Origin of the sequence: Aeromicrobium terrae (genome assembly GCF_008039565.1) — a bacterium.
Lineage (GTDB): Bacteria > Actinomycetota > Actinomycetes > Propionibacteriales > Nocardioidaceae > Aeromicrobium > Aeromicrobium terrae.
This window is the reverse complement of the sequence record NZ_VDUX01000002.1, coordinates 215,803-228,421: the sequence shown is the minus strand read 5'-3', so window position 1 is coordinate 228,421 and position 12,619 is coordinate 215,803. Positions and strand designations below refer to the sequence as shown.

The following is a 12,619-nucleotide window of genomic DNA, read 5'->3' as shown; positions in this document are numbered from 1 at the left end:
TGTGAACACGACGGGGGACTCGTTGCTGGTCGACGGACGCGAGGTGGCGCCGCTGGAGCTGGCGGACACCTTCGGCAGGCGACGGCACGGGCTCCTGAGGCGCGACAGGGTCGACGGGGCGTTCTGGCTGCGGCCGTGCCGCCACGTGCACACGTTCGGCATGCGATTCGCGATCGACGTCGCGCTCGTGGACAAGGACGGCGTCGTGCTGCACACGCAGACCATGCGCCCGGGTCGGCTGTCGGCCGTGAAGCTGCGGTGCCGCTCGGTGATCGAGGCGGAGGCCGGGGCGTTCGAGCCGTGGGGCCTGAAGCCCGGCTCGGTCGTGGAGGCAGGTCACGACTAGTCGACCAGCTTCGCGTTGGAGTCGTTGAACAGGGCGTCGATGATGTCGACGCTCAGGTGCGGCGGGCCCTCGACCGGGACGTCGAACTCGATGCCGGCACACTCCCAGCCCTGCGGGGGCGGCGGCTCGTCCTCGTCGTCGTCGTCCTCGTCGTCGTCCGGGGGCGGCTCGGTGGGTTCCGGGTCGTCCTTCTTCTGGCAGTCCGGGAGCGAGAGCTTCGCCCACGCCTCGCTGCGGGTGACCTCGCCCTTGACGGTGCGGCCCTCCACGCGGGCGTAGGCGGTGAAGCCGTTGTCGAACGACGGCCGCTGGTAGGCCACGAGGGTGGCGTCGTTCCGCTCGGCGTACGTTCGCGCGGCGGCAAGACCGCCGTCGAAGATCGGCAGGTTGCCCCAGCCGCCGAGCCAGCCCTTGAGGGACAGCTGCTCCTTGAGCTCGAGGCGGACGTGGTCGGCGCCGGCGAGGGCGGCGGCGTCGGCGGCGGACCGGCTCTTCGCCTTCGCGTCCGACGCCTGGGTGAGCGGGATCGCCATCACCGCGATGATCGCGAGGGAGATGATGATCCCGACCGTCAGCAGGGAGACCGCGGCGGCGCCGCGATCTCCCTGCTGAGTGGGACGGAGCTTCATCAGCCGCCGAGGTCCGTGATCTTCTTGATCTGGTCGGTGACCACCTTGGCGATGTCGACGCCCTTGACCGCACCGACGATGGCGGTGACGAGCAGCGCGGCGATGATGACGATGCCGAGGTACTCGAGCGTGCCCTGGCCCTTCTCGTCCTTCGGTGCGACGGTGAGGGCGATCATCGTGCTGTAGAGCTTCAGAGCCTGGTCGTACATGGTTTCCCCTTTGTTGGTGAGCTTCTGGTGTTTCGGGAGGTCCTTGATGACCACGACGTTAGGTGGCCCGGAAGCCCGCTTTCATGGGCCCGAAGGCCCAAGCCGGGCCCAACTTCTCAGGCGTTCTCAGTGGGTCTGGCGGCGCCGAGCCACACGCTGACCGCCTCGGCCCGGGTGGTGACGCCGAGCTTCGGGAAGATGTTGTTGAGGTGGTTCTTGACCGTCTTCTCGGCCAGGAAGCAGGCCTTCGCGATCTCGCGGTTCGTGAGGCCGAGGGCCACCTTCTCCATCACCTCGCCCTCGCGGGCCGTCAGTCCCCAGCGGGAGCGGTCGACCGACGGGGCCGGCGCGGGATCGGTCAGCAACGCCTTCGCCGCCGCCGGGCCGAGCACCGACGAGCCCCGCGACGCGCTGACGACGGCGGCGACGATCTCGTCAGGCTGGTGCGCCCCGTGCACGAGGTAGCCCTTGGCGCCGGCGGCCATCGCGCCGCGGATGACGTCGAGGTCGTCGGAGTAGGTGAGCATCAGGACGTTGGTGGTGGGCGACATCTGGGTGGCAGCGCCGACGCCGTCGAGACCGGGCATCCGCACGTCGCACAGCACGACGTCGGGCTCGAGCCGGAGGTTCTCCTTCACGGCGTCCTCGCCGTTGTCGGCCTCGCCGACCACCTCGATCTCCTCGCGGGCGTCGAGGAGGTTGCGCAGGCCCATGCGGACGACGGCGTTGTCGTCGACCACCAGCACGCGGATCGGATCGGTCATGCGGGGTCCCCTCGGTGTTGTTCGACGGCGGAGCGAAGCGGGGGAGGCGAAGAACGCCGTGGGGTGCTCATCGTGTTCCCCCCGGAAGTGATGCTGACTGGCGAGGTGCGTGCACCTCGACCGTGGTGCCGCGGCCTGGCGCCGAGGTCACCTCGAGGCGGCCGCCGACCGCCTCCGCGCGTTCGCGCATCCCCACCAGGCCGTAGTGGCCGTCGGGGGTGTGGCCGGGCTCGAAGCCGCGGCCGTCGTCGGTGATGCGGACGACGATCTCGCCGTCGGTGCCGACGCAGCTCAGCTCGACGGTGCGGGCGCCGCTGTGCCGGCGGACGTTCTCGACGGCCTCGCCGGCGATGCTGACCAGCTCGCGCTTGATGGCGTGGTCGCAGTCGCCGATGCCCTCGACGGTCAGCTCGGCCTTGACGCCGCCCTGGGCGAGGTCGTCGGTCATGGCGCGCAGCTGCTGGGCGAGGGTGCGGTCGTCGGTGGTGGTGCGCAGGTCGACGAGGATCTCGCGGGCGTCCTGCGAGGCCACCTCGGCGGCCTGCTGGAGCTCACGGGCCCGTTCCGGCAGCAGCTCGGGCGCGGTCTCGGCCCAGGTGGGGAGTGCCGCGGCGGCCAGGCCGATGCCGTGCAGGGACTTGGCGACGGAGTCGTGCATGTCGCGGGCCAGCCGGGCGCGCTCGCGCTCGCGGGCGGCGTCCTCGCTCAGCCGCCGGACCTCCGCGGCCTCGCGCATCGCCGTCGTGTGCAGCACCCGCGTGATGGTGCCGAGCGCGCACACGGTCACGCAGCAGACCGGGAGCAGGACCTGGGTGGCGATCGGGGCCGGGTCGGACTGCGCGATGCCGACGAGCGCGAACGACGACAGCAGGATGGCCAGCACCATGACCCCCGTGCGCGGCCTGAGCAGGATGCCGATCAGCACGGCCGTGCTCAGCGTGTAGAGCATGAGCGGGCTGTCCGGGCCGACGACGGCGCCGATCACCGACGCCACCAGCACGTCGAGCACCAGCAGGATCGGGTGCGCGGACACGCTGCTCGTGAACGACGAGGTGACGTAGAGGCCGAACGCGCTGGTCAGCGTGATGAATCCGACCGCGGTGAGGCCGACGGGCGATCGGCTGATCTCGCTCGGGACGAAGACCACGAGCAGCAGCGCGGCGAGCCGGATCAGGAACGCGAAGCGGACGATCCGCTCGACGAGAGGCTGCTCATCCATTGAAGAGGCTCCCGAAGTCGACGTCCGAGCCGAGGTAGAGGCCGACGACGATCATGATGATGCTCGGCGGCACCATGACCGTGGACACGAGCAGCGTCACGCGCGGCACCATGCGGGCCGCACGCTGCCTGGCCCGCTGCGACGCCTCGCGCCGGCTGTCCTGGGCGATGCCGGACAGCGTCTCGGCCAGTGGCGCACCGAGCTCCTCGGCCTGCAGGAACGCCGAGACGAACGAGCCCATCGCCTCGGAGTCGCTGCGGTCGCGCAGGTTCGTGAAGGCCTGACGACGCGGCACGCCGACGTCGAGCTGGTGCAGCGTGAAGCTCAGCTCGTCGCGCAGCGGGCCGGTGAACCGGGCCGACACGCGGTCGAGCGCGGACCGGAAGCCGATGCCCGCACCGACGGTGACCGCGAGGACGTCGAGGAAGTCGGGGAGGTCGTCGTCGATCTGGGTGCGCCGCTTGCGCTGCTGCCCGGACAGCCGGGTGAACGGCAGCACCGGGATGGCGAGGATCGCGATGATCGCCGACAGGAAGTTGCCGAGCAGGATGAACGCGAACGCAGCCGTGCCGAGGAACAGGCCGTACTTGACGATCAGCTGCAGGAACGACTCGACCGTCATGCCCTCGGGCCGGCCGGCGAGGTCGATGCGGCGCCGGATGTTGGCCAGGATGCGAGGGCCGAGCAGGATCGAGAGCTGCGGGGCGAGCCGTCGGGCCAGGCGGTCGACGGGTCCGGCGCGACGCTTCCGCCGGTTCTCGTCGCGCAGCAGCATGATGTCGGCGACGTCCCAGTTGGCCAGGGTGTCGGCGCCGGCCATGCGCCAGCCGACGACGAACAGCACGAAGCAGCCGGTGAGGGCGAGGCCGAAGACGAGGGGGAACATCAGATGTCGATCCTCGTCATGCGGCGGATGGCCCAGATGCTCCCGGCGTAGACGGCCCCGGCGAAGACGATTGACGCCGTGCCGATGGGGTTGCGCAGCATCGCGTCGACGGTGCCGGAGTGCAGGCCCTCGAGCAGGAACAGCGACAGCGTGCCGACGCCCAGGACCGCGTACGCGGTGGCAACGGTCTGGGCGTAGGTGGTGCGGATCTCGCGCCGCACCTCCTTGCGGGTCTCGAGGGTGTCGGAGATGTCGCGGAGGGCACTGACGAGGGCGCCGCCGGAGCGGGCGCTGACGATCAGCGAGCTCACCAGGATCGCCAGCTCGCGCGACGGCAGCCGGCGCTCCATGTCCGAGAGCGCCTGGTCGAGCGGGACGCCGAGGTTCAGCTCCTCGGAGACGGTGCGCAGCTCGGTACGGGCCGGCTCGGACAGCTCGTCGGCGGCCATGGCCACGGACGTCCGGATGGACAGGCCGGCCGACGACGCGTTGGAGAGGGTGCGCGCCAGCTCCGGCATCTGGGCGATGAAGTCCTCCTTGCGCCGCTCGCGCTGACGCCGGACGTACTGCCGGATGAGCAGGAAGCCGAGGAACGCGCCGACCGGGAAGAGCAGCCACGACAGCATCAGGCCGAGGACGAACCCGATCGTGAGGCAGATGACGGCACACGCGATCACGAACCGGCTGGGGGACAGGGACAGCCCGGTGAGCATGAGCGCGTCCTGCACCTGCGGCCCCCACGGGCTGCGGACGACGGCCCGGTCGAGCCGGGTGCGTCGCTGCAGCGCGGCCGTCTCGACCAGGTCGGGGTTGACCGCCCGCAGCACCTGCGCCTGCTCTCCGAGGTCGGTCCAGAACTGGAACAGCGCGTAGATGACCAGGGCGAGGACGACGCAGACGAGCAGGAGGGTCAGGGCCATCAGGCGGACTCCTCCGGTGCCGCCTCGGGGTTCACGACGAACTCCTCGCCGGTGTGGCGGAGGCGTCGGGCCAGGGCGAGGGGGAGTGCGCGGATGCGGTGCCGGCCGTGCAGCTCACCGTTGGGGCCGACGGAGTCGTCGAGCTCGAACACCGAGATCGGCTGCAGGCGGTACGGCTCGCGCCCCTTGGACGCGACGTACACCGCTTCGCTGACGCGGCGCGAGCCCGTGGGCCCGCGGTCGAGCTGCACGATGATGTCGATCGCGTTGTTCACCTGCTCCTGCACGGCGGCGAACGGCAGCTCGAGGTCGCTCATGCTCGCGAGCGTCTCGGCGCGGCTGAGCGCCTCGATCGGGCTGTTGGCGTGGATCGTCGTCAGCGACCCCTCGTGACCGGTGTTCATCGCCGAGAGCATGTCCATCGTCTCGCCGCCGCGGACCTCGCCGACGACGATGCGGTCAGGCCGCATGCGCAGCGAGTTGCGAACGAGGTCGCGGATCGTGACCTGGCCCTTGCCCTCGACGTTCGGTGGGCGGGACTCCAGGCGGATGACGTGGTTCTGCTGCAGCGACAGCTCGGCGGCGTCCTCGATGGTGACGATGCGCTCGCGGTCGGGGATGAACGCCGACAGCGAGTTCAGCAGCGTCGTCTTGCCGGAGCCGGTGCCGCCGGACACCAGGATGTTCAGCTTCGCGCGGACGCAGGCGCCGAGCAGCCGCGCAGTGTCGGCGTCGAGCGTGCCGTTGCCGATCAGCTCCTCCAGCGTGAACGCGCGGGGGAACTTGCGGATGGTGACCACGGGCCCGTCGAGGGACAGCGGCGGGAGGATGACGTTGACGCGCTCGCCGCGCTCGGGGAGACGGGCGTCGACCATCGGGCTGGACTCGTCGACGCGGCGGTTGACCTGCGACACGATGCGGTCGATGGTCTGCAGCAGCTGCTCGTTGTTGACGAACCGGACGTTCGCGAGCTGCACCTGGCCGTTGCGCTCGACGAAGATCTGGTCCGGACCGTTGACCATGATCTCGGTGATGGCGTCGTCGGCGAGCAGGGGCTCGAGCACGCCGAGACCCAGCGCCTCCGCGACGACGCGGCGGATCAGGGCGGTGCGCTCGCGGCTGGAGAGCAGCGGTCCCTTGCTCGCGACGAGGTGGGTCATCACCCGCTCGAGACGGGCGCGTCGCTGGGTCAGGTCGAGCTTCGACAGCTCGGTCAGGTCGATCTCGTCGAGCAGCTTCTCGCGGAAGTCCGCCACCAGAGCGTCGTCGGCCTCCTCGGCCAGGACGTTGTCGGGGCGGCTCTCGGGGTCGCTCTGGCGCACCGATCCGGCGCCGAAGGTGTTGCGTCTCATGGGCTGTCTCCTGGCATGACCGCCTTGCGGGTGATCGTCAGGTTCATGGCGGGGATGAGGTCGGGGACGTCGACGACGACCTTCACGCCGCTGCCGGGCCCGAACGTGGTCGTGGTGACGTCCATCCAGTCGGGCACGGAGCCGCGCACGACACCGGACGGGGCGTCGCCCTGCGACATCGCCCGCGCCCCCTGGCGGGCCGCGGTCTGGGCGGTGGTGACGGCGTAGAGCGTCACCGCCGACTGCACCAGGATGAGGACGAGCAGCGCCACCAGCGGCGCCATGCCCGCGACCTCGAGCGTGCTCGTGCCCTGCTCATTCTTGCCGCCCAGGGCCCGGCACCCCTGCCGAGCAGTCACCGTTCCTCCACCACCTCGACCTCGGAGGTGAACGACAGGCCGTCGACGCTGACCGCCGGCAGGAGGATCGGCAGCTCACTGCGGACCTTCACCGTGCCGCTGGCCGTGCGCGTGACGTGCATGTCGCTGCGGAACCACGTCGGCACCGAGTTCTCGGCCTCGTCCGTGATCTTCTCGATGCTGCTGCCGAGGCCGGCCTCGCGTGCGGCCTCGTCGGCGGCGTGGCTGGTGAACGCGGCCGAGACGCCCCACAGGGCGACCTGCCACATCACGACCATCAGGGTGATGACGAGCCAGATCGTGCCGACGAACTCGAGCGTGGCCTGGCCCTCCTCGGCGACCGGCTCCGTCGTGGGCTCGGCCTCCTTGCGCTGACGGAACAGCGACTTGCGCTGCCGCCCGCGCGACTCCGACCGGCGCTCGCGCGGGACCGTGTCGACCTCGGCGGCGAGGTCCTCGATGCGGCTCCACCAGGCCTTGGCCTGGATCTGGGCCGGGTCCTGGTGGTTCAGCCCGCGCTGCAGCGTCTTGAACGCGTCGGGGAGCGTGACCTCCAGGGGCGCTGCCGGCAGCAGCCGCGCCGCGGTGTCGGGCTGGATGTCGCTGTCGCGGCTGACCCGGTTGAGCACGATCTTCGCCGTCTCGATCGACCGGGCGCCGACCCGCTTCCACTGCTCGGCGACGCGGTGCGCGCCGCGCAGCGCCAGCAGGTCCGGCGTGGTGACCAGGAGGACGTCGTCCGCGGACTCGACGGCCGCGGCCGACGCGGGCGTCACTGAGGCGCCGCAGTCGACGATCACCAGGTCGAACTGGCGCCGGACGGCAGCGAGGATCAGCACCGTCTCCCGCTCGCCCACCTCGCCGACGTCCTCGATGCGCTGCGGCGCGAGGAGGGTGGACAGGCCGGTGGGCCCGCGGTGGATGGCCGAGCCGATCGTCTGGGCGGTGAGGTCGTCGGCGACCTTCGCCAGGTCGGAGACGTCGAGGCGGTGCGTGATGCCGAGCAGGTCGGAGACGTCGCCGTGGTCGAGGTCCAGGTCGAGCAGGCAGACGCTGCGCCCGGGCACGCGGGTGACCGCGTCGTGCGCAAGGTGGACGGCGATCGTGGACGTGCCGACGCCGCCCTTGGCGCCGACGACGCTGACGAGCCGGCCGCGCGAGCCGAGCTCGGGGTCGAGCGCCTCGGCCGAGAGGTGGCGCCGCATCTGGACCACCCAGTCGGCGGCCGCGGTGAGCCGCAGCTCGAGCTCCTCGTGGGTGATCGGGTCGGGCAGGACGGCGCGCGCGCCGGCGTCGATGGCCGCGGTGAACGACGCGGGGGAGACGTCGTCGGTGACCAGCACGATGGCGGTGCCGGGACGACGGGCCACGACGTCCCGGATGGTCTGCAGCACCGGGACCGGCCCGAGGGCGTCGTGCACGAGCACGATCTCCGGGTCGTGCTGCGCGACCAGGCGGTGCAGCCGCTCGGTGGAGTCGGCGAGGTCGATGACGAAGAAGTCCTCGAGCTCCTCGACCCGGGCGCGGAGCTCGTAGCCGGTGGTCTGCTCGGCTGCTGCGATGAGGACGCTGTGCGACATCAGCCGCCACCTCCCGGGAGTGACAGGTCGTCGGCGTCGATGGAGGAGCGCTCCGACGAGCGGTTCTGGGCGTTGGCCTCCGGCGGGAGGCCGACGAGCCGGACGGACTTCGCGAACGCGTCGGCGTACGTGACGGCCAGGGCCGCCGTGGGCTTGAGCGCCAGGGTCACCGGGATGACCTGCTGCTGCTCGAGCTCGTCGCGCGACGACGTCTCACTGCGGGTCTCGATGCCGCGCACCGACACCACGCGGACACCGCGCACGAGCACCCGCGACGCGCCGCGGCCGGCGTCCTCGCCGAACACGGCGTACACGTCGACGAAGTCACCGGAGCGCACGCGGCCGGCGATGCCGGTCTTGGCGTCGACGGTCAGGGCGATCTCGCGCTCGTCGCGGTTCAGCGACGACGGCGGCAGGAGCATGTCGGTGCCGAGGTACGTGCCCTTGGCGACGTTGAAGCTGACCCGGCGGCCGACGAGGGTGCGCTTCTCGTCGATGGTCTCCGGCGACGTCCACTTCTTGGGGACCTTCACGGCCTCGAGGTCGCCCTCGTCGACGACGGAGTACGCGTCGATCTGCTTGGCCGCCTGGTAGACCGTGACGGTGGGCGACACCTTGGCGTTCACCGAGCTGACGTAGTTCACCGCGACGAAGAACAGGATGAGGGCCGTCAGGCCGGCGAGCAGCATGAAGATCACGCCACGTCGTTGACGGGGGTTCACGGACGAGCTCCTTGGGTCGCGCGCCCGGGCTGGGCGCTCATCTTGCAGACGGGGCAGGTGGGCCGAGCGTGGCGGACGCCGCACGCCGGACAGGCGACGACGGCCGCCGAGTCGGGCCGGGAGGCCGACGCGAAGGAGACCGGGACGGCGACCAGCTCGACCGCGGCCTCGGTGCCGTAGACGTCGATCGGCTCACGGACGGTCTCCACGGCACTGACGGACTGTGGCTGCACAGCCTTCGCGACGGCGTCGACGACCCAGGTGGGCCGCGTCAGCGGGGAGTGGATCAGGGCGGAGTCGGGCCGGGCCTCGACGCCGGAGACCGGGGCGGAGCGAGCGGGCAGGACGCGCGGCTCCGGGGCGGCGACCGCCAGGAAGCCCGAGCCGGGCAGCCAGGAACGGACGTGCTGGAACAGGGACGGCGTCGGCGTCGAGAGGCCGGTGACGCTCGGCAGCCACACTGCGGACCACAGCGACGCGCGCAGCAGGTCGAGCGCGGCGAGGCGCCAGGCGAAGACGTCGTCGCCGTGCAGGTCGTCGACGAGGGAGGAGACGACGCCGACGGCGAGCGGGGTGCCGGGCAGCGGCTCGAGGCAGGCACGGAACCCGGGGTAGCGGATCTGCGTGAAGGTGATGAGCCGGCGGACGGCTTCCTCGTCGGCGGCCGCGCAGGTGACGATCGGGACGTCGCCGCCGTCGTGGAGGCGCCCGAGGACGGACTCGACCGCGTCAGGGTGGCGGAGATCGACGACGGCGAGGCCGTCGTGCTCGCCGGAGAGTCCCAAGGAGGACCTCAACGGGGTCGCCAGGACCATGCGGCTGCCCATTGACGCACCCCCCGGTGAGCGGCCCGGCATGGTGCCCGAGCCGCGTTGACGACTGACGTAACGTACACCGCCGCACGTCAGGCCCCCAAAACGTCCTGTGCCAGACTGCCTCCATGACTCGGGGGATTCATGGCTCTGTCGTCGCATGCCTCGTCGCCGGTCTGCTGTCGGTGGCCGCACCTGCCAGCGCGGACGACGAGTCGGTGCTCGGCCAGGACGGGGGCTCACTGATCCTGGTGCTGGACGGCTCCGGATCGATGAAGGAGTCCGCGGGCGGTCAGACCCGCATGAAGGCGGCGCAGAAGAGCCTCCGCACGGTGGTCGACCGACTGCCCGACGACTCGAAGGTCGGCCTGCGCGTCTACGGCTCGACCATCGAGGACGGCAAGGGGTCGTGCAAGGACTCCGAGCTGCTCGTGCCGGTCGGCGACGTCGACAAGGCGAAGCTGAAGGCCGGGATCGACAAGCTGAAGCCGCTCGGCAACACCCCCATCGCGTACAGCCTGAAGCAGGCGTACAAGGACCTGCCGAAGGAGGGCCCGCGCAGCATCGTGCTCGTCTCCGACGGCGAGGAGAACTGCGGCGGCGACCCGTGCAAGGTCGCGCGCGACCTGAAGAAGAAGGGTGCCGACTTCTACGTGGACGTCGTCGGCCTGCAGGTCGACGCCAAGTCGCGCAGCCAGCTCACCTGTGTTGCGTCGGCCGGCGGTGGCACGTACTACGACGTGTCGGACATCGAGGACCTGCCGAGCACGCTGACGCGGACGTCGGTGCGAGCCGCCCGCGGCTACAAGGAGGCCGGCCTGCCGGTCGAGGGCGCGGAGTCCGCGTCGGCGGACGCCCCGGAGATCGAGGACGGCCAGTGGCTCGACACGATCGGCGACACCGGTGCCGAGCACTACACCGTCCCCGACCCGGGCAAGGGCACGCTGCACGTCAGCGCCTCGACCCGCACCACCTCGCCGGAGCTGTCGGCGACCGAGGGCCTGTCCATCTCGCTGACGTCGGCCGACGGCACGGAGTGCGGCGACTCCGCCTCGATCTCCGTGCAGGGGTCGGTCAACCAGAAGGCGCCGTACGCGGTCGACCTCACGTCCACACCTGCGGACCGCAAGGACTGCGGCAAGGGCCCGTACGTCGTCAGCGTCGAGCCTCCCCAGGTGGAGGGCGTGAAGCCGCTCGAGGTGCTGGTCCGCACCGAGCCCGCGGTGAAGACCACCGAGGGACTGCCCGGTGCGAGCGAGTCGTCCGGCTACTCCGACGACGCCACCGCGCCGAAGGCGTCGGGGGAGGCCCAGCCGGCGCTCGGGTCGCCGAGCTTCGCGGGAGCACCGCCGGTCGCGCCGGGCCTGTACTCCGACAGCATCCTGCCCGGGGAGACGCTGCTTTACCGCGTGCCGGACGTCGGGTGGGGGCAGCAGCCGGTCTGCGACTTCACCCTCGGGTCCACGCCGCAGGCGGGCGACGCGCTCAAGGGCGGCGGCTACTTCGAGGTCGCGCTCGCCAACGTCTACGGACCCACGAAGGCGCTGGTCACCGACCCGTCGGCCACCACGAACCGGGTGCAGTACGCGGGCGCGGCGAACCAGCCGCTGCACGTGGCCGGGCCCACCGTGGCGTACCAGAACCGCACCTCGTCGGACGAGCGCATCCGCGCCGACGCCCTCGACGGCGACCACTACTGCGCGCTGACCCTCTTCACGTCCACGCCCACGGTGGACGAGAAGGTCGGCGAGGTCCCCGTGACCCTGAGCGTCGCGGTCACCGGTGACAAGACCGGCGAGCCGCAGTACGCGTCGAAGCCCAAGCAGTCCGCGAACGACGCGCAGAGCGACGACGGGGGTGTCGGCTGGGGCTGGATCGTCGGCGGCCTCGTGGTGCTCGCCGCGTTGATCGCCGGGCTCCTCGCGGCCTTCCGTCGTCGTCGTGACAGTGATGCCACTACCGTCGACGGGTGAACTGGCTCTTCGCTGCGATCGCCGTGCTCGGCGTCTCGGCGTCGGGGCCGTTGATGGCGGGCACGGCTGCGCCCGCGCTGGCGATCGCGTTCTGGCGCAACGCGATGGCGACCGCGGTCCTCGCGCCGTACGGAGCCGCTCGCGGTGAGCTGACCCGCCCCGACCGGGCGACGGTCGTCGCGGGGCTCGCGCTGGCCGTCCACTTCGCGGCCTGGGTCTCGGCGCTGAAGCACACGTCGGTCGCGGCCGCGACGGCTCTCGTGACGACGCAGATCGTGTGGGTCGTGCTCGTCGACCGGTGGCGCGGGGCCACCATCCGCCGAGGGGTGCTCCTCGGCCTGACCATCGCCGTCGCCGGGGTGCTCGTGGTGACCGGCGTCGACTTCACGATCTCCAAGGAGGCGCTGGCCGGCGACGCCCTCGCAGTGCTCGGTGGCCTCGGCGCCGCGGTCTACCTGGTCGCGGGGGAGGGCGTACGCACCCGCACGTCGACCTTGGCCTACGTCGTCGCCTGCTACGGCATCTGCGCCGCGGTGCTGCTGGTGGTCTGCCTGGTCACCGGCGTGGATCTGACGGGCTACTCGGCCAAGGCGTGGTGGTTGCTCGTGGCCGTCACGATCTGCGCCCAGCTGCTGGGCCACTCGATCCTCAACCACCTGCTCGCGGTCATGAGCCCGACGCTGATCTCGCTGCTCCTGCTGCTCGAGGTGCCGGGCGCCGCCTTGCTCGCCGGGGTGTTCCTCGACCAGTCGCCGGCGGTCGGTGTGTACGTCGGCCTGGGTCTCATCCTCGCTGGCCTGGTGATCGTGACCGTCCGCCGCCCGGTAGAGTCGGCGGGTCAACTCTAG

The 12,619-nt window shown here is 71.3% G+C and carries 14 protein-coding genes; 3 read left to right on the top strand and 11 right to left on the bottom strand.

Going from position 1 to position 12,619, the window contains the following annotated elements:
* The first annotated feature begins 1 nt into the window (after position 1).
* On the top strand, positions 2-346 hold the full coding sequence (locus tag FHP06_RS04640) for a DUF192 domain-containing protein (protein ID WP_147684265.1): 345 nt from the start codon (positions 2-4) through the stop codon (positions 344-346).
* On the opposite strand, the gene FHP06_RS04635 is transcribed toward FHP06_RS04640, so the two are convergent.
* From FHP06_RS04635 to FHP06_RS04585, 11 genes are all read right to left on the bottom strand, one after another.
* On the bottom strand, positions 343-975 hold the full coding sequence (locus FHP06_RS04635) for a pilus assembly protein TadG-related protein (protein WP_147684263.1): 633 nt from the start codon (positions 973-975) through the stop codon (positions 343-345). The genes FHP06_RS04640 and FHP06_RS04635 overlap by 4 nt on opposite strands.
* The gene (locus FHP06_RS04630) at positions 975-1,184 is read right to left on the bottom strand and encodes a hypothetical protein (protein ID WP_147684261.1); all 210 of its coding nucleotides are present in this window, start codon (positions 1,182-1,184) and stop codon (positions 975-977) included. The genes FHP06_RS04635 and FHP06_RS04630 overlap by 1 nt, the downstream gene beginning before the upstream one ends.
* A gap of 116 nt (positions 1,185-1,300) precedes the next feature.
* Complete coding sequence (locus tag FHP06_RS04625; RefSeq protein WP_147684259.1) at positions 1,301-1,948, bottom strand: response regulator; 648 nt, start codon at positions 1,946-1,948, stop codon at positions 1,301-1,303.
* 67 nt (positions 1,949-2,015) lie between these two features.
* Positions 2,016-3,167 (bottom strand): sensor histidine kinase, encoded by a 1,152-nt coding sequence (locus FHP06_RS04620; RefSeq protein WP_147684257.1) that lies wholly within the window; start codon positions 3,165-3,167, stop codon positions 2,016-2,018.
* The gene (locus tag FHP06_RS04615) at positions 3,160-4,053 is read right to left on the bottom strand and encodes a type II secretion system F family protein (RefSeq protein ID WP_147684255.1); all 894 of its coding nucleotides are present in this window, start codon (positions 4,051-4,053) and stop codon (positions 3,160-3,162) included. The genes FHP06_RS04620 and FHP06_RS04615 overlap by 8 nt, the downstream gene beginning before the upstream one ends.
* A complete protein-coding gene (locus tag FHP06_RS04610) occupies positions 4,053-4,973 on the bottom strand; it encodes a type II secretion system F family protein (protein ID WP_147684253.1) in 921 nt (306 codons plus the stop codon). The genes FHP06_RS04615 and FHP06_RS04610 overlap by 1 nt, the downstream gene beginning before the upstream one ends.
* Positions 4,973-6,325, bottom strand: coding sequence for a CpaF family protein (locus tag FHP06_RS04605; RefSeq protein WP_147684252.1), 1,353 nt, complete (start codon positions 6,323-6,325; stop codon positions 4,973-4,975). Before FHP06_RS04605 ends, FHP06_RS04610 begins: the two co-directional genes overlap by 1 nt.
* Positions 6,322-6,684: a TadE/TadG family type IV pilus assembly protein gene (locus FHP06_RS04600; protein ID WP_147684250.1), complete on the bottom strand. Its 363-nt coding sequence runs from the start codon at positions 6,682-6,684 to the stop codon at positions 6,322-6,324. The genes FHP06_RS04605 and FHP06_RS04600 overlap by 4 nt, the downstream gene beginning before the upstream one ends.
* Positions 6,681-8,264 carry an AAA family ATPase gene (locus FHP06_RS04595; protein ID WP_147684248.1) on the bottom strand — a complete coding sequence of 528 codons (1,584 nt, stop codon included), beginning with the start codon at positions 8,262-8,264 and terminating at the stop codon, positions 6,681-6,683. Before FHP06_RS04595 ends, FHP06_RS04600 begins: the two co-directional genes overlap by 4 nt.
* On the bottom strand, positions 8,264-8,986 hold the full coding sequence (gene cpaB, locus FHP06_RS04590; protein ID WP_147684246.1) for a Flp pilus assembly protein CpaB: 723 nt from the start codon (positions 8,984-8,986) through the stop codon (positions 8,264-8,266). Before cpaB ends, FHP06_RS04595 begins: the two co-directional genes overlap by 1 nt.
* On the bottom strand, positions 8,983-9,801 hold the full coding sequence (locus tag FHP06_RS04585; protein ID WP_147684244.1) for a hypothetical protein: 819 nt from the start codon (positions 9,799-9,801) through the stop codon (positions 8,983-8,985). Before FHP06_RS04585 ends, cpaB begins: the two co-directional genes overlap by 4 nt.
* A 125-nt stretch (positions 9,802-9,926) precedes the next feature.
* On the opposite strand from FHP06_RS04585, the gene FHP06_RS04580 reads away from it, so the two are divergent.
* A complete protein-coding gene (locus FHP06_RS04580; protein ID WP_147684242.1) occupies positions 9,927-11,771 on the top strand; it encodes a vWA domain-containing protein in 1,845 nt (614 codons plus the stop codon).
* Positions 11,768-12,619 carry a DMT family transporter gene (locus tag FHP06_RS04575; RefSeq protein WP_222706362.1) on the top strand — a complete coding sequence of 284 codons (852 nt, stop codon included), beginning with the start codon at positions 11,768-11,770 and terminating at the stop codon, positions 12,617-12,619. Before FHP06_RS04580 ends, FHP06_RS04575 begins: the two co-directional genes overlap by 4 nt.

Bases quoted from the DNA above. Each gene is read 5' to 3' on its own strand.
- FHP06_RS04635 (WP_147684263.1), bottom strand. From the start codon at position 975: ATGAAGCTCCGTCCCACTCAGCAGGGAGATCGCGGCGCCGCCGCGGTC.
- FHP06_RS04630 (WP_147684261.1), bottom strand. From the start codon at position 1,184: ATGTACGACCAGGCTCTGAAGCTCTACAGCACGATGATCGCCCTCACC.
- FHP06_RS04625 (WP_147684259.1), bottom strand. From the start codon at position 1,948: ATGACCGATCCGATCCGCGTGCTGGTGGTCGACGACAACGCCGTCGTC.
- FHP06_RS04620 (WP_147684257.1), bottom strand. From the start codon at position 3,167: ATGGATGAGCAGCCTCTCGTCGAGCGGATCGTCCGCTTCGCGTTCCTG.
- FHP06_RS04615 (WP_147684255.1), bottom strand. From the start codon at position 4,053: ATGTTCCCCCTCGTCTTCGGCCTCGCCCTCACCGGCTGCTTCGTGCTG.
- FHP06_RS04610 (WP_147684253.1), bottom strand. From the start codon at position 4,973: ATGGCCCTGACCCTCCTGCTCGTCTGCGTCGTCCTCGCCCTGGTCATC.
- FHP06_RS04605 (WP_147684252.1), bottom strand. From the start codon at position 6,325: ATGAGACGCAACACCTTCGGCGCCGGATCGGTGCGCCAGAGCGACCCC.
- FHP06_RS04595 (WP_147684248.1), bottom strand. From the start codon at position 8,264: ATGTCGCACAGCGTCCTCATCGCAGCAGCCGAGCAGACCACCGGCTAC.
- FHP06_RS04585 (WP_147684244.1), bottom strand. From the start codon at position 9,801: ATGGTCCTGGCGACCCCGTTGAGGTCCTCCTTGGGACTCTCCGGCGAG.
- FHP06_RS04580 (WP_147684242.1), top strand. From the start codon at position 9,927: ATGACTCGGGGGATTCATGGCTCTGTCGTCGCATGCCTCGTCGCCGGT.